The 21,795-nt window shown below is 41.0% G+C and carries 10 protein-coding genes and 1 pseudogene; 7 read left to right on the forward strand and 4 right to left on the reverse strand.

From position 1 onward, the window contains the following. Nucleotides 1-17: 17 nt before the first annotated feature. On the reverse strand, nt 18-3,242 hold the full coding sequence (locus BWI44_RS09945; protein ID WP_195208708.1) for a SusC/RagA family TonB-linked outer membrane protein: 3,225 nt from the start codon (nt 3,240-3,242) through the stop codon (nt 18-20). A gap of 270 nt (nt 3,243-3,512) precedes the next feature. On the opposite strand from BWI44_RS09945, the pseudogene BWI44_RS09950 reads away from it, so the two are divergent. From BWI44_RS09950 to BWI44_RS09975, 6 genes and pseudogenes are all read left to right on the forward strand, one after another. Further along, nucleotides 3,513-3,731: pseudogene (locus BWI44_RS09950) on the forward strand (hypothetical protein); the annotation flags it as partial. Between the two features lie 17 nt (nt 3,732-3,748). Then, on the forward strand, nt 3,749-5,788 hold the full coding sequence (locus BWI44_RS09955) for a hypothetical protein (protein WP_195208706.1): 2,040 nt from the start codon (nt 3,749-3,751) through the stop codon (nt 5,786-5,788). 857 nt (nt 5,789-6,645) lie between these two features. Beyond that, nucleotides 6,646-7,317, forward strand: coding sequence for an O-antigen ligase family protein (locus BWI44_RS09960; protein WP_195208705.1), 672 nt, complete (start codon nt 6,646-6,648; stop codon nt 7,315-7,317). Between the two features lie 110 nt (nt 7,318-7,427). Further along, complete coding sequence (locus tag BWI44_RS09965; protein WP_195208704.1) at nt 7,428-7,853, forward strand: tetratricopeptide repeat protein; 426 nt, start codon at nt 7,428-7,430, stop codon at nt 7,851-7,853. Between the two features lie 24 nt (nt 7,854-7,877). Further along, complete coding sequence (locus BWI44_RS09970; RefSeq protein ID WP_195208703.1) at nt 7,878-9,356, forward strand: hypothetical protein; 1,479 nt, start codon at nt 7,878-7,880, stop codon at nt 9,354-9,356. 419 nt (nt 9,357-9,775) lie between these two features. Beyond that, on the forward strand, nt 9,776-13,684 hold the full coding sequence (locus tag BWI44_RS09975; protein WP_229036105.1) for a hybrid sensor histidine kinase/response regulator transcription factor: 3,909 nt from the start codon (nt 9,776-9,778) through the stop codon (nt 13,682-13,684). Between the two features lie 591 nt (nt 13,685-14,275). Here BWI44_RS09975 and BWI44_RS09980 read toward each other — a convergent pair. From BWI44_RS09980 to BWI44_RS09990, 3 genes are all read right to left on the reverse strand, one after another. After that, nucleotides 14,276-16,234 carry a family 20 glycosylhydrolase gene (locus BWI44_RS09980; protein ID WP_229036113.1) on the reverse strand — a complete coding sequence of 653 codons (1,959 nt, stop codon included), beginning with the start codon at nt 16,232-16,234 and terminating at the stop codon, nt 14,276-14,278. A gap of 110 nt (nt 16,235-16,344) precedes the next feature. Beyond that, entirely contained in the window at nt 16,345-17,877 is a 1,533-nt protein-coding gene (locus BWI44_RS09985) for an arylsulfatase (RefSeq protein ID WP_195208701.1), read from the reverse strand. Between the two features lie 232 nt (nt 17,878-18,109). Next, nucleotides 18,110-20,785 (reverse strand): glycoside hydrolase family 2 protein, encoded by a 2,676-nt coding sequence (locus BWI44_RS09990; RefSeq protein WP_286813162.1) that lies wholly within the window; start codon nt 20,783-20,785, stop codon nt 18,110-18,112. Between the two features lie 514 nt (nt 20,786-21,299). On the opposite strand from BWI44_RS09990, the gene mraZ reads away from it, so the two are divergent. Beyond that, nucleotides 21,300-21,776, forward strand: coding sequence for a division/cell wall cluster transcriptional repressor MraZ (gene mraZ, locus BWI44_RS09995; RefSeq protein ID WP_044154727.1), 477 nt, complete (start codon nt 21,300-21,302; stop codon nt 21,774-21,776). Nucleotides 21,777-21,795: the final 19 nt, after the last annotated feature.

Below are 21,795 nucleotides of genomic sequence, written 5' to 3' on the forward strand. Positions count from 1 at the left end.
ATTTATCAGTTAACCACTTAGAAAGTAACATTTAATCCAAACACAAATGAACGCATGCTCGGGAAAGCATTCATATCGATACCCGGGCGAAGGCCTTCAAATGCGAAACTATTGATTTCAGGATCATAGCCGCTATAGCTAGTGATAACGAAAGCATTTTTCACAGAAGCAAACACACTTGTATTCTCAAATCCTATCTTCTTCATCCAAGTTTTAGGCAATACATAATTCAATGTAATATCAGAGCAACGCAGAAAACTACCATCTTCAATATAACGGTCATAAACCACATTCTTTATATTCGTTGTAGCAGCAGGGTAAAGGTTAGAATGATTGGCTTCCGTCCACATGCCCTGATAAGCCTCACGAGTCAGATTACCTGCTTGTTTAGATGGCGTATAGTAACGAATATTCGAGTTCAGGATATCATTACCATATACACCGTTAAAGGTAGCAGACAAAGAAATATCTTTCCAGGTAATGCGGGTATTGAAACCATAGGTAAAGTCAGGATTCGGATCACCGAGCATGTCTTTATCCTTTTCGTCTACCACACCATCTTCATTCATATCAATACATTTAATGCTACCGGGGGTCATATCATTGGCAGTAGAACTCTTATAAGTTTTAGTAGTACCATCAGCCGCAATATAAGACACCTCACCATTTACAATATCTTCCGGTTGAATGATTCCCTGCGTTTTATAACCATAAAATATACCCGGAGCCATACCTGCAATAAACAAATTTGCAATGCCAAAATGGTCACTAATAGCTGCACCTTCATAACCACGCACGTTTTTCAGCATACCGAAATCGGTTGGTTCAAATCCCAGGTCTCCAATTTTAGACTTATTGAAACCGATATTGGCACCAAGGCTCCAACTCCATCCTTTGGAATTACGCAGAATTTCTCCATCCAAAGAAAACTCAATACCCTTATTTGTCAAAGAACCTTGGTTCACCATTACATTGGCAAACCCACTGGAAGCCGGTAAATTACGTTTTATCAGCAAATCATTCGTTTTTTTCGTATACACATCTACCGTACCAAAAAGACGTCCGTTGAAGAATCCGAAATCAATACCCGCATTCCATGAAGAAGTACGTTCCCATTTCAAACCATCATTCTGTAAGTTACTTACAGCCATTGCCAATAAACGGTCACCCGTAGCCTGAGCATAGTCTATAATCTGCGAATAATCAGAGAATGTGGCATAAGGATCAATTCCTTGATTACCCGTCACACCATAACCGGCACGTACTTTCAGTTGGCTCAACCATTTAATATCTTTAACGAATTCTTCCTGTTCAATGCGCCATGCAGCTGAGAAAGAAGGGAAATAAGACCAACGCTTACCTTTTTTGAACTTACTTGAACCATCAGCACGTAAAGAGGCCGTCAACAGATATTTATCATAGGCAGAGAGATTCACACGACCCAGATAAGAAAGTAACTGATAATCTTTCTGAGTCGGCTGGTCATGTTTAATAATTGAAGCCAGATGCAAACCTTTCGTACGTAAATCGAAGTTAGAGAAACGGGTACCCTTTACATTCTTGTTCAGGAAGGTATGGACATCATAAGTCAGACCGGCCGTTGCATCCAAATGAATTTTCTTAGTCAGATCAACATTGTAATTCAGGATATTCTCAATACTATAGTTAGACTTATCTGTGTTGGAAACAGCCAATACGCCTTCATCATTAGCACCAATAGTCAATGTCATACCATACCAACGATTACGGTCATTAACAGAAACGCCACCACCGGCACGAAGATTATAAGAGAAATGTTTGTTTATCTTCCAAAGCAAATCAGCACTTGCATTGAACTTCTTATCGTTTATGATGTCATCATAGTCATTCTTCCAACTATCCACATTTGTCTTCGCATCCATATTATCCAACAACGACGGGTCATCCGACGGAGTGCGATAGGGAGCAGTATCCAACACCGTACGTGCCAAAGAGCCAGCAACGCCTCCGGTTGTATTACCACCGGTCATCATATCATTTTGCTGTAATGAACCATTCATGTTGAGGGTCAGTTTCACCGCCTTCGACAAGTTAGCTGTCAGGTTCAAGCGCAAGTCACCTTGCTTGATTCCAGTATTTTCTACAATACCTTTGATATTCTTGAAGTTTGCAGAAACATAATATTGCACAGCATCAGAACCACCACTGACAGAAGCCGAATAAATCTGAGACAAGGCAGAGATATATGCTTCTTTCTGCCAGTCTACATAGTTAATCACCCGGTAGTTTGCCGGATTGGTAGGATCTGCCTTATAGCTGTCCAGATTCTCTCCATATACGTAACGCATTTCTCCGTTTGCCTGAGGATAATATTTTTCTTCACCCGGATTCACTTTCATATTGGCATAAGTAGCAAATTCATTCAGATTAATCATATCATGCAGATTACGTGCATTTGCTATTGTAAAGTTAGCTGTTACATTCACTTTAGCCTTTCCTGCCTTACCTTTCTTTGTAGTAATAAGGATTACACCATTAGCACCGCGCGAACCATAAATAGCTGTTGCAGAAGCATCCTTCAACACTGTTATGTCTTCAATATCCGCTGGATTCAAGGCACTCAGCGGATCCTGGGCAATCTGAAAGTCACTGCCACCCATTGCAGATGCTGCAAATTCACCTGTTGAAGATTGAGGAATATTGTCAATAACATATAGCGGCTGATTGTCACCACGAAGAGAGTTGGCACCACGAATGGTCACAGATGTGGCTGCACCTGGAGTAGACATGGTTGCACTAACATTCAGACCTGCCACTTTTCCTTGCAAAAGATTATTTAAAGATGACGCTTTAGAAGCATCATTAGCATCAGGACGAAGACTTTTCGTGGCACCAGTCACATCACTCTTCTTTGCAGTACCGTAACCGACAACTACCACTTCATCCAGCAACTGCGTATCATCTTTTAAAGATACATTGATTACAGTCTGATTTCCCACAGATATTTCCTGCGTTACATAACCAATAAAAGAAAAAACTAATACTGATTTAGAGTTGGGGACATCAATCTTATAATTACCGTCAATATCGGTAATCGTCCCAAGCGATCCTCCTTTTACTTGTACATTGACACCGGGTACACCTTCATTGGCGTTGTCAATCACTTTACCTGTTACTTTGACAGATTGCTGTGCAAAAGCGGCAGCAGTAGTTGTCAAGCAGAACAGACATGTTAGAAAAACATTAAATAGCTTCTGTCTCATAGAATTAAATTTAAATTAGTAAAGACTATTGTTAACATTGATTTCGATGCAAATGTAAAGCGAAACAGAAGGAGCACCGGTACAATAATCACTATTACTAAATCCAAAATTGACTACCTACAGCCTTCCTGCAGGGGTATAGCCAAATTTGGAGCTAAAAATAGACAAAATTGGAGTTTCTTTCCATCAGATTCCTGCCTTTTGTTTTGTATGGTTCGATACAAAAGTTTATTTTTGTTCCAATCTTTGCACAACACCATGAGAAAAACCATGTTAACCACACTAGTATTGTTCCTATTATCGCTCTTTCCGGATAAGGCAGCCGGCAATAAACAATACGCTTTCCAGCAGATAAGTACGCAAAACGGCCTGTCCTCTTCGGTCCGCTGCCTGGTTGTAAGTCAGGAGAAAGGATATGTATGGATAGGTGCGAGGCTGGGTATCGGACGCTTCAACGGCTACGAACTAAGGAAATATCTATTTAGGAATAACTATTATTATATGTCATGCATCCACTAATAAAGAAATTTGCATATATAGTCTATATACTTTTGTTAACTTCATGCGGACATTACCCAAAAGAAGTAGAGAAAGCTTTACTGTCAGCTGGAAACAACAGAGAAAACCTAATTGCAGTTTTAGAACATTATAAAAGTAAGGATTCAGAGAAATATGCAGCAGCTTGTTTTTTAATAGCTAATATGCCTTATCACAAAAGCGATGTCTCGCTAAGCATTCCTTCTACTTACTCCCACTATTTCAGCAAAATAGATTCAATCTACCAAGTAAATCCCAATATCAATATAAACGATTCTATACAACAAATATTAGCTGCCGAATATGCGACATTGCTTCCCCCAAAAACAACAATTGGGCAGAAAGATATTGAAATTCTAACAAAAGATTTCTTAATCCTTAATATTGATGCAGCATTTGAAGAATGGCATCATTCTCCTCTACTTAGAAATCTCAGTTTTGATGAATTTAAAGAATGGATTCTTCCCTATCGTACCGTAAACGAAGCATTAGTCTATGATAAGATGGATTTACGCAAAATGATGTATAATAATCTTTCCCATGATGGAATGGATAACATACGTAAACCTATCGAGCTATATAAAAAATATGTCAGGTTACAAAAAAGCCTGAATAAACGCATAAATACCAACACTCATATTGGAACTTATGATCTTTTTCTCCCTACATTCAAAATGGATTGTCATAACTTGGCAACCATAACCTGCAACATTTTCCGTGCATGCGGAATACCCATTGTCTACGAATTCACCCCTCAATGGATTGATAAAGATAGCAGGCATTATTGGTGCAGCTCTCCTGATTCAACTTTTACTTTCCAGCCCTATACTCCACCTTATAATAACTTAGGAGAAGATTGGGAATTAAGTTTAAAATATGCCAGTAAAGTATATCGCATGACATTCGGAGTTCAGAAAGATACGCCTTATTTCCTGAAAACTGAAAAAGAAGAAATTCCTGCCGTTTTCAATAAAGCAACAATTATGGATGTAACTCCTAATTATCATGTTTGTACAGATATAAGTTTGCCAGCACCTCCAATAAAAGGAAATAATCTTGCTTATTTATCTCTTTTTAATACCCAAGGACTTAATCCAGTCGCTTGGGGGAGTATCGATTCTATAAAACAAGTAGTCCACTATCACAAGATACCTATAAATACACTTTTTTTCCCTACATATATAGACAATAATGGGAAATCAATTCAGTTTGATATGGCTTTTATGATACGCCAGGATTCCACAACAGGAAAATTTCATAAAGAAACAATTAATTGTAATCACCAAAAAAGAATTTCTATACATTTGTTACGTAAATACCCTCCCAAACCACACTTAGAAAACTATCGGAACAATATAAAAGGAGCACTTTTACTAGCCACTAACAAAATAGAAGATCCTTACGACACATTATATGTGCTACCTACCCCTCCTGCCCCCTATTGGCAGAAATATAAAATAGATAATAATAAGGAATACCGATACTATAAGTTACAGACAAAAGACAAGTCTTCTATTAATATTGCCGAATATGAATTTCTGGCTACCAAAGATAGTAAACACATTTATACACTTCCAAGTACATTACCCATCTTTGACTCATTACAATGTTATGCTCCTGCAATCAATCCATATATGAAAGTGAAAGGAGCACCGATCAAATCAGGCCCTCTCTATCTTCAGGCATGTGACGGAAATCTAGATTCTTATATTGAATCAAGTTGGTTTGGTATAGAGTTTGCCCCGCCAGTATGTGTTAGAGCATTACAGTTATATCCAAGAAATGCCAGAAATGGAATAGAACCCAATAATAATTATCAGTTGCTCTATTTTGATAAAAACAAATGGATAGAACACGAAACAGCATGCTCCAGATATAACTATATAGATTTTGATTCTGTCCCTAGTGGAACTATATATTGGTTACGAAATTTAGATCATGGCAAAGAAGAACTTCCTTTCTTTTTCCGAAAAGGCAAACAAATATTTATTAGTCAAGAAACATGGTAGATAAATATCCGCAAATTACAGAAAACAACCTTTTCCTCCTTTAAAACAATCAAAAACAAAACACAAAAATCCAGTTTTAGCTAAAACGAATCCAAAATTAGCTAAACCATTATCTTTTAAGGATATAAATTTGCACACTAATCAATATGCCTATACTTTTGCTCAAAAGGTAGTTAGCCTTTAGATCTAAATACATCATAGGAAAAGTCTAAGCTGTTTCAACTGATTTGATTTTAAACCAAAAGAAATATCCAGCAGACTTGCACTACATTCTGTTTAGACACGGACATTTATAACACAGGATTCTTGATATGAAAAAAGTCATAAACTACTTGGTTTCTCTACTGTTAGGAGTGATTATAACATTCTCCACACTAGGTTCTTTTATCGAGGTATTCAATCAACCTCGTACCTCATTCATATTTAGTATGGCCGCAACATCAATTATAATGAGTGTAATATCTTTAGGCATTTACCGAGGGAAAGTCAGGATATCCAAGCCCATAATCCTATGTTTTTGTTTTTTGGTATTTTATTTGATTGACTTCAGAGACTTGACAAGTTTATGGAATATAGGAAGTTACAGTTTATTAATATTATTCATTACATTATGTTACATTGAACAAATATATTATTCAATAGTATTTAAAGTTTGTCTTTGGACAGCATTTTTACTTGCATGTTGGGGGTATCTACAATACTTCGAATATCTTCCTTCCAATAGCAAATATTTCATATTAACAGGCCCCTATCACAATCCGGCAATACTTGCCATAATATTAAGCTCTTTATTAGGAATAATACTGAATGTATTCATACTCTTTTATATTAAATTAAAAAAGTGCCACAAATTACTGATGTTTATTATTGCAATCACACTATTCTGTACACCTATACTGATATTGACTTATGCCCGTGCTGCTTATATTTCATTGATCATTTCTATTTTATATAGTCTATATTTACTATTTGCGCCCCAAAAGTTACGATTTAAACAAGTAATGTATTGTGGAGGTATTGTACTTTGTATTGTTATATCTGTTGGAACATTATATTATTTAAAACCCAAGTCAGCTGACGGGCGTTTACTAATATGGAAAGTCAGTTGGCAAATGATAAAAGACAAGCCTCTAACAGGATTCGGCAAAGGCGGTTTTGCAGCAAATTATTTGTATTATCAGGCTAAATACCTGGATTGCTCATCAGCAACTACCGAGGAAAGAGCATTAGCTGGTAATACCCATTTAGCATTTAATGAACCTCTGCGTATAACTGTTGAGTATGGAATAATAGGCTTATTCGTTTATTTAAGTTTCATTATTTGGCTACTTATTCCACCAAAAAGAAAGGGAGCTATTAATATTATATGCAAATCTCTTTTAGTAGGAATCTTTATATGGGGGATTTTTGCCTATCCAGATCAAGTATTTTCACTGCTCGCATTCTGGGTTATAGGAATTGCCCTCATATTAAAAAAAAAAGAGAAAAAAAATATCATGAGCTTCCTTATAATAAATACTCCAAAATAGCAATGATAATTCTATGCAGTTTCACTATTATTTGCCTAAGCAATCAACTTTGGAATAAATGGGAGTCGTACCACAAACTATATAGTTGTTTGAAAAATAGCAATTCACAAATGGCTACAGAGTTTCCCAATACACTTGAAAATATAAAAAAAGAAATGAAAAGTGATATAAGTTTTTTCCACCTCTACATTCAACTATTAAGAGCAAGTCATTCAGACGAGAAACTTCTTTACTCAATCCAGTTTCTGGAAACCAATTTTCCTACTCCTGGTTTATTCATAATAAAAGGAGACTATTTAAAAGAAAATTACAAATGGAAGGAAGCCGAAGAAGCCTATAAATTAGCAGCAGCTATGATGCCTTCTTTACAAGTTCCACGAGGGAAATTAGCCTTTTTATACAACGAAACGGGAAGAATAGAAGAGGCACGAAAAATAGCCCATAAGATATTAACAGAGGATGTAAAAATTTACGGTTTCAATACATTCAAATTACATCGCGATTTAAAAAGTATCTTCGAAGGTAAATCAAAATAATTATTAATTTAAACAGGAAAATGTATGAAAAACATTAGATCTTACAAAAAATGGAATATCCTAGCTTATATTGGGATACTCGGTATGCTATTGGCTTGCGCCGATCATATGTTACAAGGGGATGGAAATTCTGGAAACAATCGGCAAGATAATAAAAATGAGGAATTAACTATGCCGATAGCCAAACTATGGTTTGAGAACAACTATACTCCAGTAATCACAACACGAACTATCAGTGGGGAAGAATGGTTATGCAAGCCTCGTTGGGATGAAGCCGAAGAATATAATAGAATGCAGTACGAAGTAGTAGAAACTCCTATCTACACTCATGGAGCATATCTTATATTGGACAATGATACTGAATCTCATTGGCAATCTGATAAGAAACAGAGCTATATTCGAAACAATGCTCATTTAGTAGTTTTACTAAATAAAAAGACGAAAGAAACGAAAAGTTTCATTATGGTATTTATTGGAACTTATGAGTATTTAAAAAATACTCGAACAATCGGAAAGAACAATTATCTATATCGTCAACCGGACTTCAGTGGCAGCGTCTTTTTTTATGAGGTGAATGGTAGCTTTATTAATGGTTGGAAATATTCAGAAGGAAAAATTACCGCAAGCCTATCAAAGATTACAGATTTAAAAAAAGAGGCTAACTCTTCAAATGTTGCTACACGCTCTAGTGATGGATGCCAAGAAATCTGTTATCCTATTTATGGCCCTAGTTGCGATGGCGGACAAACAGGTATGGATGATATGGAATTTGGCACAGGTGATTCAAGCCCTCACTGTCCAACAGTACTCCTTGGTTATGAATGCATAGAAGACTGTAATATACCAGGTGGAGACGGTCCAGGAGAGCCCCCCATTGGAGAGATAGTGTATCCCTCAGATCCTATTGATAAAATCTATGGAAACAAGTCCACTTTAACATATAAAGAGCAAATGCTTCTGAGGGAGGCTCTATTATCAATAAAGGCTCAAAGAATTTGGAAAGAAGTCTATAACGCTTTAACAATATGCGATGTAAAAATAAATTTTCACATAGATTCATCCATTGAAGGAAAATCAAAAGAGAAATATGATGGTAACGATAGGTATATTCTATTTGCAAGTAAAGAAAATATCAATTCTAAAAACCTCATGAAAGAATTATTCAAAACTCTACAACATTGTTACTACGGAATAGATTTCAATAATCCAGACAAAAAGCTTACTATCGAATTTGAAGCGCATGTTTTTCCGGATATAGTAACTGCTATACTTTATGGTAGAATTCTGGAAGCAGATTCTTATTTAGCTTCAACAGATTCTTCCCCCATTTTTAAAAGTGCTGCAAAGGATCTAATTAATTCAGTACTCAAGGCTGGCTGTTTTGATGATGACCAATATATGCTTTATGAAAAAGCCGGAAAGATATGGAACCCCCTCAATTATCATGGAGAATTTGACTCTAATATCCAACCTATGGTATTATATTATATTTTCAGGAAATAAAGCAGATTAAATTAAGAAAATAGAAAAATACATTTAACAAGAAGGTCGGGATATTCAGTATATATCTCCTAATCACATAGAATAAAGAGTAAAGCTACATATAGACTTTACTTTTTATTCTATGTACATCCAGTTTTCTTCTATATAAGAAGATAAAATTGAAACATAACATATTTGGAAGAAATTTTTCAATGAAATAGAAAACATGACATATTTTAGTAGAATTAGCATATAGTATTTTTGCATAATACACTACATATCTTATGTACTAATCTAGAAGTTAATCCTTTATCAATAAGAAGCCAACTTTCTACAGCTAAAATAGATAAATTTAGAGTTCCTGCCCATCAGATTCCTGCCTTTTGTTTTGTATGGTTCGATACAAAACCCTATTTTTGTTCCAATCTTTGCACAACACCATGAGAAAAACCATGTTAACCACACTGATATTGTTCCTATTGTTACTCTTTCCGGATAAAGCAGTCGGCAATAAACAATACGCTTTCCAGCAGATAAGTACGCAAAATGGCTTGTCCTCTTCAGTCCGCTGCCTGGTTGTGAGCCAGGAGAAAGGATACGTATGGATGGGAACGAGGCTGGGCATCGGACGTTTCGACGGCTACGAACTAAGAAAATATCTATTGGGAAACATCACCCATATTATTGAAGATAAAGAACATACCATCTGGACCATTACTCCCAAAGGTTTATTCTACTACGATTATCAGGAAGACAAATTCCTCCAAGCACGCGACGAAGACAACAACCCGGTGACCGTAACTTCCATCTGCCCGTGGACCGACGGCGTATTGTTCGGTGGTAACGGAAGACTCTACAAATATGACTATGCCAACCGGAAAATCAAATTCTTATATCCTCTGACACCTAATAATAAATACAATATTACCAACTTACAAAAGTGGGACGACCACACCCTATTGTGCAGTAACCGCTGGAACCATGCACTGCTCATTGACGTTTCCACCGGACAGACACGCCCTGTTCCTTTTGAGAGCAACGAACTGATTTCCACACTCATTGATAAGAACGGGAACATATGGATAGCCCCTTATTATCAGGGGGTGAAGTGTTACGACCGGAATGGCAAACTCCTGCACTCCTACCACAGCGGAAATTCCCCTCTGCAAACCAATGTTGTACTCTCACTGGCCGAAAATGACGGACACATCTGGATTGGAACGGACGGTGCAGGCATTTATATATTAAATCCGGAAAACGACGAGATGTCCGTCCTGTCACATACTCCGGGCGATCCTTACTCTCTGCCGGTCAATTCCATTCTTTACTTGTATTCCGACACCAACAACAGTATGTGGGCAGGCAGTGTACGCGGAGGACTAATCAGCATTAAGGAAGTAGGGATGAAGATTTACTCGGATGCCCTACCCGGCACGGAATACGGATTAAGTGAGAAATCAATCTTATGCATCTATCAGGACGAAGATGACGAAATCTGGATTGGGACAGACGGCGGTGGAATCAACCATTTTCATCCCGGTAGCAAGAAGTTCCACCACATCATGTCCACATGGGGAGACAAAGTATCTTCTATCACAGGAGTGGACAAACAACGGTTATTAGTATCCCTGTTTAGCAAAGGATTGTTCTTCTTCGACAGGAAAACCGGAAATTACCAGCCACTCATTATCGTAAACGACAGCATCAACGAACTGATGTGCAAGCGTGGAAAAGCCGTAAATGTATTCCAAAACACACCCGAAACCATATTATTACTTGCCGAATCGCCTTATAGTTACCACATAGGTAAGAAAGAATTCACCCCTATTTCACTGGACAAATACACTAAAGAGATTATTGGTACCATGTTGCCGATAGAGAGCGAAGGCCCTGTCTCCTACCTGCACGATTTTAAACACATCTACCGCATAGACTCCCGGAAAAATGTATTGGAAACTCTCTTCAGTTGTCAGGGAGACACCATATTCAACTCCATAGCCATCGATGAAAGCGGGGTTTTCTGGATAGGAAGCAATTACGGCCTCAGCCGTTACTCCATCGAGAAGCGAGAACACACCAACATCCCCAACAGCCTGATTAATGAAATCAATTCACTGATTTGTGATAAACAGGGGCGCGTATGGCTGGGGGCTGACGGAAAACTGTTTGCCCACCTCATTCACGAAGGAGAGTTCATCCTCTACGGAGAATCTGACGGAGTGATTCTGAATGAGTATCTGGAAAAGCCACGGTTGTTATCTGCCCAAGGCGATATCTACATGGGCGGTGTCAACGGCCTGCTCTGTGTCAACAAGCAACTCCCCGACGAGCCAACAACTCCACCCGTGCTGGAACTGGCTGATGTATCGGTGGGCGGAGAACGTATGAACGCCCTGATTAACACCGGACAAAGCCTGAAAGTACCGGAACAAAGCAAACCCATATCCATTAAGATTATCGCCCACGACAAAGATATCTTCCGCAAACCCATGTATCGCTACACCCTGCGGGGAATGGAGGGGCAAGTCATCTACTCTTATCAACCGGAACTGACACTCAGCGGTTTGCCTGCAAGAACTTATCAAGTGATGGCTGCATGCAGCACCCGTTGTGGCGGATGGACGGAAGATTACCAAATACTGGAATTAATAGTGCTTCCGCCCTGGTATAAATCCGGCTGGTTCACAATTAGTTGCATCATAGTGGCATTCTCCGGCATTGTACTCGTATTCTTCTCCTTGCTGCGCCGCAAAGAAAATAAGCTGAAATGGGCCATGAAAGAGCACGAGCAACAGGTGTATGAAGAAAAAGTACGCTTCCTTATCAACATCAACCATGAATTGCGCACTCCATTAACTCTGATACATGCTCCGCTAAAACAACTGTTGGCAACCTTATCACCGGAGGATGAAAAATACCCTATTATACAAAGCATCAGCAAGCAGTCCGGACGCATGAAAGAGCTTCTGAACATGGTACTGAATGTACGAAAAATGGAAGTGGGACAAAGCACCCTGCATGTGGAGAACGTAGAGTTGAACCCGTGGGTGGAACAACTTATTGATGACTTCCGGCCGGAGGCAACAATGAAAGGAATTTCCATCGTTTACAATCCGGACAAGGAAGTGGACACCCTCTGTTTTGACAAGGAAAAATGCACCACCATCCTGACGAACCTGCTTATCAACGCACTGAAATACAGTTCCGAAAACGGGCAAATCAGTGTATCCGTAAGCTTGTCCGAAGACCAGAGCAACGTGCGCATTTCTGTAGCCGACGAAGGTCCCGGTTTAAAGGACATAGATATAAACAATCTCTTTATCCGATTCTATCAAGGCAACAACAGCCGTCCGGGCACAGGTATCGGTCTTTCTTATTCCAAAATTCTGGCCGAACAGCATGGCGGAAGCATCGGTGCGTATGACCACGAAACCACTCCCGGAGCAACCTTCTGGTTTGAGTTGCCCCGCAACGTGCAGCCCGGAAAGGTAACCCTACAACCCCAACCTTATCTGAATGAGTTATTAGCTCCTACCCAGGAAGTGGAAAGTGTTCCGGAAGAAACAGCCGTAAAAGAAGAAACCACGAACAACACACTACTCATAGTAGATGACAATAAGGATTTGACCGACTATTTGTCCGAAGCACTGAAAGGCAAATTCAAGAAGATATGGGTGGCTTATGATGGCGAAGAAGCGCTGCGCATTTGTCGGGAATCATATCCGGATATAGTTGTCAGCGACATACAAATGCCCCGCATGAATGGGTATGAGTTGTGCAAGCACATCAAGGAAGACCTGGAAATCAGCCATATCCCTATTATTCTGCTGACCGCCCGCAATGATGAGGAAAGCCAGATTTTCGGCTACAAGAACGGAGCCGATGCTTATCTGACGAAGCCTTTTGAGGTCAGCATACTTCACACCATCATCCAAAGCCAACTGAAAAACCGTGAACGGATGCGGACTCGCTATGCGGAAGCGGGGCCATTGCCTCAGCCACAGGAAAGTACATTCAGTTCAGCAGACGAAATATTTCTCAAACGAATGAATAAAACCATTTCAGATAATCTGGAAAATCCGCAAATGGGAGTACCGCTACTTTGTACAGAACTGGGCATCAGCCGCGCATCCCTCTACAACAAGTTGAAGGCACTGACCGGAATGGGGGCAAATGATTATATTACTAAAATCAGGATGGAAAAAGCTGTATGGTTGCTTACACACAGTTCCCTCAGCATAAATGAGATAGCGGATCAGACAGGGTTCTCTACATCACGTTATTTCAGTACAGTGTTCAAACAGTATATGGGATGTTCACCGACGCAATATAAGGAGGAGCATTCGTAAAAAAGGCTGTTATTTGCTGTAAACTCAGCAGCTTCATTGCGTTCGCATAGGTAGTTTCTTAGTTCAGAGTGCTTCTTTTTGCAACGGCCACGAATGTCGTTCAGCTGCTTCACGGCGATGAGGCTCGTGCTCCACAGTCATGAAGCACAAGCCCCACGAATGTACGTACTACCAAAACACTGCATATCAACACAATAGACATGCACGATTTTCACAAAGAACAAAGGAGATTGACATCTACAATCCCTATATAGGATGGATAAAAGTAGGTAAGAAACGGAGTACTATCTGAATAAAAAGCAGGTAATCCGGTATCTTTTACATCAAAATAAGCAGGAAATGAGAAGATAGAGAATGAAAGGTCTTATACAAATATAAATGATAACAAAAAGATAATCAGAAATATACATTCAATTAAGAGTGGTGTAGGCAAATTTGCCTACACCACTCTTATTATTTGCTTCCACCATGCTCTATCACCGATGAACAGGGAGATACAGAGCGCTGGTGTAAGCGTGTAGGTAAAAGTGGAGATAAAGTCTGTGTAACAAGACAAGCATGGATAAGAAAGAGATGATAAGTATAAGCAGTTCACTCTAATTTCTTGTCGGGCGAATAAATCAATCCGTCCACTGCCTTTTCTCCATCAAGAGTAACAAACACTACAGTAAACATCCATTTTACTAATCGCACCTCCGGCAAAGTAAATTTGCCTACAGGAAGTTTCAGTAATACCTTATTCCAGCCTTTATGCAGTTGAACCGATAAGGGGGGACGGGACACGCAGTTTTCATTCCCGAGAGGAGTCTCAGGATTTTTTATACGATGAGTGGCCGTCCATACCGGCGGTAACACTTCTTCTTCATTCAGCCAGATGCGACTCTCTTTATAATCCCATTTGCCGGGCAAAGGCGGGAGATCAGCCTCCGAACGACCATAATTTTGAAACTCAGCCCATAATCCAACAGTCTGTTCTTGGGGAGAATAGACATAAGTATAGGCATAAGCCGTATGATTTTCCTTCGGATCTTTATAAAAAGTTGGGACAAACGTTCCCCACACATGGCGTAAGTAAATTCCGGTACCTACGGCAAGATGGGTATCATACTTCTTTCCATTATACTGATAGCTATCCTGCAATTTTCGTTCAGGAGGAAATACCCTTGTCAAATCTCCCTCATTGGGAAATGCATCGGTAATCTTCCACCAGACATTGGTTTGTTTGACATAAGCAAACGGATATCCCCGGAAAAGATGTTCTTTATACCATAACATCCGCTCTTCAAAATCAACGAAAGAATGATATGTTGCATTATTCTTATCCGGCGGAAGAATGGTACCGTTCTTGTCGAAATATTCAGTTCCTCCACCCAGCCAGGCGCGTTCTGCAATGGCCAGCATATTGGGGTAAAAACCATTCTCACGGATAATGTTTTCCTCTTTGTTGACGCAGCGGTCGTTCCATACAGCAAGGATAGCTCCGGCAATGTCATCGTTGCCCTGTTCTACATCGCAGATATGGCTGTTATATAGCCCTATGATATCTCCGAAAGTATCAAAATGATTCAGATAGTGCAGACGCGAATCAATAGCAGGAATACCTTTCTGCGCTTTTCCGCGCGAACTCCACAGATGTGTCATATCAATTTCACCCGTTTGATAATGCCAACCAGGATTCCAAGAAATAGCTTTCTTCCCCAAAGCACGGATAAATGCCACCATTTCGGGCACAAACTGCGGATTGGTAATCTTCACTTCGTCCGTGCCGATATGCAGATAAGGTACATCAAAAGTTTCACAAACTTCCTCAACTAAGAGTTTTAATATTTTCATCCCTTCCGGACTCTGCATATCGTGGCGAAATGTACGCATAAAAGCTGCACTGTGTCCCGGCATATCTATCTCTGGAATCAGTAACATTCCATGAGCCTTACAGAAAGCTACCAGTTCTTTCGCTTCAGCTTGCGTATAATATTTTCCCGGCATGCGGGTAGTATTAGCACTGTCGTTCAGCATCGGAAATATTTTACTTTCCAACCGCCAGGACTGATTCTCCGTCAAATGCCAATGGAACACATTTATCTTGAATCTGGAAAGCATCGTGATTTCACGTTTCAATTCGCCCATAGAAATATACGTACGTCCCACATCGTGCATAAAACCCCGGATGCGAAAAGCCGGCCAATCGGTTATCGTACATCCCTGAAAAGTAGTCTTTTTACCTGACGAGTCGGCTAATTGCCTTAAAGTTTGCATAGCCCAATAGACTCCCCTTTCGCTCATTGCTTCTATAGAAATCTTCTTAGCCATTACTTTAAGTTTATATGCTTCATCTCTATTTAAAGGCGCTTCATCCAGCGACTCCACTAATTTCACTTCAATCACTGCCGCAGATCTTCCATCTATCCGACCGCCCAGTTCAGAAATAAAACATTCCCATTCATCCTGCAAAACAGGAGTATCAAGGCGTGTCTTATCCAGTACAAAATGGCCACGTTCTTCTGTAAACTTCTGCGGTCGAGGCAGCAAATAATATTCGCTCGCCTGCATATGACACGCAAACAAAAGACAGCATAAATAAAAATATAAGAAATATAAGCCTTTCATAATATAGTGATTAAGATTACATTATAAATATACATTTCCTTATAGCTAATAAACTATTCCAACTCCGGCAATGTCACCGGAAACATATTATTTTCTCTATGTTCCTGGCGGATAACTTCAAGCATCTGTTTCACAATATCCGGATGTTGCGCCACTATATCAGTATCTTCGTGGATATCCCTTGAGAGGTCGTACAGATAAGGCTTTCCTTTCTTGACTACCAGTTTCCAGTCGTCCATACGAACGCCGAACTGATCGGTTTCATGGAATTCCCAATAGAGGAAATCATGTTTCTGCTGTTTGTCGGCATTGCCTAATAAGGTAGGGGCAAAGGAAATGCCATCGAAACAGTCATTTTCTAATTTCTTATTGATATACTTTTTCGGGAATCCTTTGTCACCTATCAGTTCACAGAATGTGGGCATGATGTCGTAAAATGCCAGTTGATGGTCGTTTACCGAACCGGCGGAGATGCGTTCCGGCCAGCGCACAATGAAAGGTATCCGAATGCCGCCTTCATGGCACTGCCGTTTCAGGCCGCGCAGTTTCCCATCCCGACCGAAGAACTCCGGGTCTGCTCCTCCTTCTTCGTGAGGACCGTTGTCACTGCTGAAGATGACGATGGTGTTCTTGTCCAGCCCTTTTTCTTTCAGTTTCTTCAAGACTTCGCCCACGTAATAGTCCAGACGGGTAATCATACCGGCAAACTGGGCATGGGTATGCTCCGAAACATTATAACGTCCTTTCTCGTACCCGCCCCAGGTTTTATCTCTAAAGAACTTCTTCTTGTAGCTTTTCAGAATAGAATCATTCGGCTGTGCAAGTTCCGCATGCGGCAAGGTGTAGGTGAAAAAGCCATAGAAAGGCTGCTCTCCGTCCTGTTGGTCCAACCATTCCAGCGCCTTACCGTGAATCAGGTCAGCCGAATATTGTGTACGTTTCTTGTAATCATCGCCAAACATCGGATAGTTGATATTATCTTCCATCAGGATGCGTACAACTCCTGTGTCTCCTTCCTGTTTACTGTATCTGTTCAGAAAATTGGGATAATACAAATGAGCTTGAAACTGACATATATAACCATAGAATTCATCAATACCCCGTTTATCCGGTGTGGAACAAGAGCCTTCATAACCACCTGCCCACTTGCCGAAGACTCCTGTTGTATAACCGTTCTTCTTCATGATTTCAGGGAGAATGATATGATTTTCATCGTATGGTTCTTGACCGACAACGGTGAATTCGTCATTAATCCCATATTTCACGGTTGGAACTCCCTGCCAATACTCTTTATTTCCACGCACATGAGTGTGTCCCGTATGTTGCCCCGTCATCAGCGAAGCACGGGAAGGGGCGCTCACCGGACTACCGGCATAGGCTTGAGTAAACAGCATACCTTCGGCTGCCATACGATCTATATTAGGCGTTTCAATGTATTTCTGTCCGTAGCACCCCAAATCCCCGTATCCCATATCATCGCAGAGGATAAAGATAATGTTAGGTTTGGGATTCTTGTTTGCCGCATTAGCGCACAAAGCAACAGTAGCCAACAAGCCTGTTCCTAAAGTTATACCTATCTGTTTCATGCTAAGCAATTTATTATGTGCTGACTCTAAATTATTTTGATATATCATAACTGTAGTAGCTGTCATCCTGAGCTTGTCGAAGGATCTCTTCTCCTGCTTATATAGCGCAGATTTATGCTAAGAGAGTAGATCCTTCGACAAGCTCAGGATGACAGGCACTAACAGAAATCATTCTCATATATCAAAATTATCTCAAATCAGTACTTATTATTTATTTCAATTTCCCTGTCACTTATTCTTCTCCCCCGAAATCTTCTTGTTGCTGCTCCACTTCTTTCAGTCTTTGAGCATTCTGCACTTTCAGAATCCTCTCCTGCTCCAACTCCACAGCCGATTTTGCGGACGTTCCGGCAGACTGTAAAGAAGATGAACCGGCAATCAGCGCCGCATCTTTCTCCGAATAAACCAACGGATGAGCAGCAGGATAGCTTTCCAACTCCAAAACAGCACTTACAGGCATCTGCGAGCCTTCAAAGAGCACACTTGCCGTTACCTTTATCTTACCCGGCTTCAAGGTGGACTGTATCAGCACCGGAGCTGTCCCCCACTTCACCGGAGCAGGATTTGCCAGTATTCCGGCATCACCCAGAATACGTCCTTCACCTTCCACATGAAACTTCACATAGTAATTGTTCAAGCGTTTGATGTTCCCATTCTTATCGGCTATAGCAGCTACTACAGTAACAAAGTCGGAGCCATCGGCTTTCAGATTTACATTCTCATTGTCAACCCAGAGCAATACTTTCTCCGGACGACGGGCAGGGTGAACTTCGTGCGTAGCAACCACCTTGCCATCTATCAAACCTTCTGCCCGCAACAATACTTCATCCTGCTTTTTCTTCCGTGACATCGCTTTATCAACCATGAAATCGTAAACATCGGAGAAGGTTATAACAGGCGAAGGCATACCTTCTTTAACTACCGGTTTATTATAAGCATAAGTCTTTCCATCTTTCAAGAAGGTGAGGCGCACTTCATCGCAATTGGAATAAACAGTCACATCCTTGCCGGAAAACGGTGTCATTTCATGAGCGATATAAACCACCGGACCGGTTTCAAAAAGCCGCTCTTCTTTCCGGGGCGAACGCTGCGCCTTGAACATATAGTACGAATACTTGGGCTGGCGGAATACATCCATCAGTCCGCCATAAAATGGATCGGGATGATAGCCACGCTGATGGTCGAACGAATGCCACAGGCAGCCGCCCACATGTTGGCGGGGAGTGCGATAAAGGGCATCGTAGCAGGTATAAGTATAACTGGGATTTGCATAATGCTGTGCTTGGATAAGCATAGGTTGTTCTCCCCAATTGCGGGCTACACGACTGGGAGAGTTATGTGAGCTCCAGTCGTCTACATTGTCACCCCATTCACGGGTAAAATAGGTTATCTTAGGGTCAGCATCCTTGTCGCCCCACGACTTGCCATCGAAGGAGGGATGCGTGAAAAGTACCGGGAAATGCTCGCGTCCGCGTGCACCGCTATCACAACCGGAATAGCAGTAGGGATAAGGATACTCCTGGTCTACAATGTCACGGGTGTTCTTGGCAAAGTCTTCCGGATACCAGGTTTCATTGAGGATAGGTTCCCACATCCACACACAAGCATGGTTGCGGTCGCGTCGCACAAGGTTGCGGATATCACTGTATACACGTTGTGCAAATTCGGGAGCATCATTCCAGAACTGCCAGCCCGGAGTATTAACAATTACAAACAAACCGAGTTCATCGCATGCATCCATGAATGCCGGGTCTTGCGGACAATGGGCGTTACGGATTACTTTCATTCCGGCATCACGCAGTTTCTTGGCATCACGCCAATGAATACTGTTAGCCACGGCATTACCTACCACCGCAAAGTCCTGATGACGGTTAGCGCCAATCAACGGACTTTCATAAGGTTTACCATTCAGCCAGAAACCGTCCTTGCCCTTAAACTCTACGATACGGATGCCGATACGGCGGCGATAACCGTCCACCACATTACCTTCGCGGTCACGGATACGTACAATCAGATTATATAAGGTGGGAGTTTCCGGACTCCACAGTAATGGATTCTTGATCGTGATTTTATCTTGTGAAGTAACAGCCTTTCCCGGCCGTACTTGAACCTTATCATTCAAGAAAGCAACCTGTGTACCATCCGGTTGCTGCAATTCATATTCCACAATTCCGGCAAAAGTTTTACGGCTATCATTACGTAAGTGAGCTTTCAATAATACTTCAGCCAAAGTATCCGATACTTTATCATAAGCCACAAACAAGCCGCCGCCCGCTACTTCGTCCTCAAAATTCGGATCAGTAATAAAGACCGGATTATGAGCTACCAACCAGCAATCACGATAAATGCCACCGAAGTAGGTAAAGTCGAGCACATCCTGTGCCTTTCCGGGAGGATAGCTCGTATCATCGCTATTATCCGCCCACACGGCTATCACATTATCCTCTCCCCAGTTCAATACGTCAGAGATATCGACCACCACAGGCAGATAACCGCCAAAATGTTCAGTCAGCAACTTCCCGTTGACAAATACCTTGCTCTTTCCCATGATGGCTTCGAAGTGCAGGAAGAGTTTCTTCCCCTTCAAAGCATCCGCAGGGGTGAAGTGCTTACGATACCAGACTTCTCCCTGATAATTGATGCAACCACTGGCTTCTGTCGGCAAATATTCAATGCCATTGGGCAGAGAGACTACCGTCCATTCCGCATCATTAAAGTTCGCAGCTTCAGCACCCGCAACGGCTCCTTTATAAAAGCGCCAGGCAGGATTCATGGAAAACACTTCACGCCCGGAATTGGGCAGTTGGAAGAAACCGGCAGTAGAAAACTCGGGTTGATGAGATGCCTGCACAGCACAGCAGGGAATTAAGAATAAAGCGATCAGGATGAAATGAATGATTCTCTTCATAAGGATAGTATTATTTTAAGTATATAGATTGGAGCAATGACAATGTCTATAGCATCCGATACAAAAGTAGGGCAAAACCCAGAAATACAATTACAATAATCGCTATTTTTAATCCAATTTTATCTAATCAGCCATTCATAGCCGGAATTTATTGACAGTATTTGCTCTTCATCCTACAAAGCAGAACTAACTATGGGGATTAACCAACTCCATACCAAAACCGAATCCGAACCATACTTGCTCCGTAGTAAATTCAGTCAAAGGTACTTCTACACAGAGAAAGTACGGGATTGGTACGGAGCAAGTATGCCCCAGGTATAGTCCGGAGACAAAACTAAGACTATAAAACCACCTCAATTCCCCACCCAAAAGCCCTTTCAGCACTATGTTCATTATCAATGAAATAAACAATAAACAGGGTGTTGAAAACTTCTCAAAAAGTTTTTAGTTAAAACTTGTGGGGAATTGTGGGGAAATGTGTACTTTTACCGTCGCTTATTATAATAAGGTAACAATGATACGTTTTTTGGGCAATATAGAAGCGAAAACCGACGCTAAGGGACGTGTATTTATCCCTGCCGGTTTTCGGAGGCAACTGCAATCTGCTTCCGAAGAGAAGCTCGTGCTGCGCAAAGACGTGTTCCAGGACTGCCTGGTACTCTATCCAGAAAGCGTTTGGTTCAAGACGCAAAACCAACTAAGGAAGCGCCTGAACAAGTGGAACGCAAAACACCAAGAAATCTTCCGGCAATTTGTGAGCGATGCGGAAATCATGGTTCCCGATGGGAATGGACGCATCTTGCTGCCCAAACGTTACCTGCAAATGGCCGGCATACAGAGCGATGTACGTTTCATCGGTGTGGACAATACGATAGAAATCTGGGCAAAAGAGAAAACTGAACAACCGTTCATGAACCCGGAAGAGTTTAGCGAAGCTTTGCAGGATATTCTGGGAGACGAAGACGATTGGGAAGAAGACGAGGATGAGTGATTAACGATTAGTGATTAGT

The organism is Bacteroides sp. Phil13 (assembly GCF_001940965.1).
Classification (GTDB): Bacteria; Bacteroidota; Bacteroidia; order Bacteroidales; family Bacteroidaceae; genus Bacteroides; species Bacteroides intestinalis.

Bases quoted from the DNA above. Each gene is read 5' to 3' on its own strand.
- BWI44_RS09945 (WP_195208708.1), bottom strand. From the start codon at position 3,242: ATGAGACAGAAGCTATTTAATGTTTTTCTAACATGTCTGTTCTGCTTG.
- BWI44_RS09955 (WP_195208706.1), top strand. From the start codon at position 3,749: ATGCATCCACTAATAAAGAAATTTGCATATATAGTCTATATACTTTTG.
- BWI44_RS09960 (WP_195208705.1), top strand. From the start codon at position 6,646: ATGTTTATTATTGCAATCACACTATTCTGTACACCTATACTGATATTG.
- BWI44_RS09965 (WP_195208704.1), top strand. From the start codon at position 7,428: ATGGCTACAGAGTTTCCCAATACACTTGAAAATATAAAAAAAGAAATG.
- BWI44_RS09970 (WP_195208703.1), top strand. From the start codon at position 7,878: ATGAAAAACATTAGATCTTACAAAAAATGGAATATCCTAGCTTATATT.
- BWI44_RS09975 (WP_229036105.1), top strand. From the start codon at position 9,776: ATGAGAAAAACCATGTTAACCACACTGATATTGTTCCTATTGTTACTC.
- BWI44_RS09980 (WP_229036113.1), bottom strand. From the start codon at position 16,234: ATGCAGGCGAGCGAATATTATTTGCTGCCTCGACCGCAGAAGTTTACA.
- BWI44_RS09985 (WP_195208701.1), bottom strand. From the start codon at position 17,877: ATGAAACAGATAGGTATAACTTTAGGAACAGGCTTGTTGGCTACTGTT.
- BWI44_RS09990 (WP_286813162.1), bottom strand. From the start codon at position 20,785: ATGAAGAGAATCATTCATTTCATCCTGATCGCTTTATTCTTAATTCCC.
- mraZ (WP_044154727.1), top strand. From the start codon at position 21,300: ATGATACGTTTTTTGGGCAATATAGAAGCGAAAACCGACGCTAAGGGA.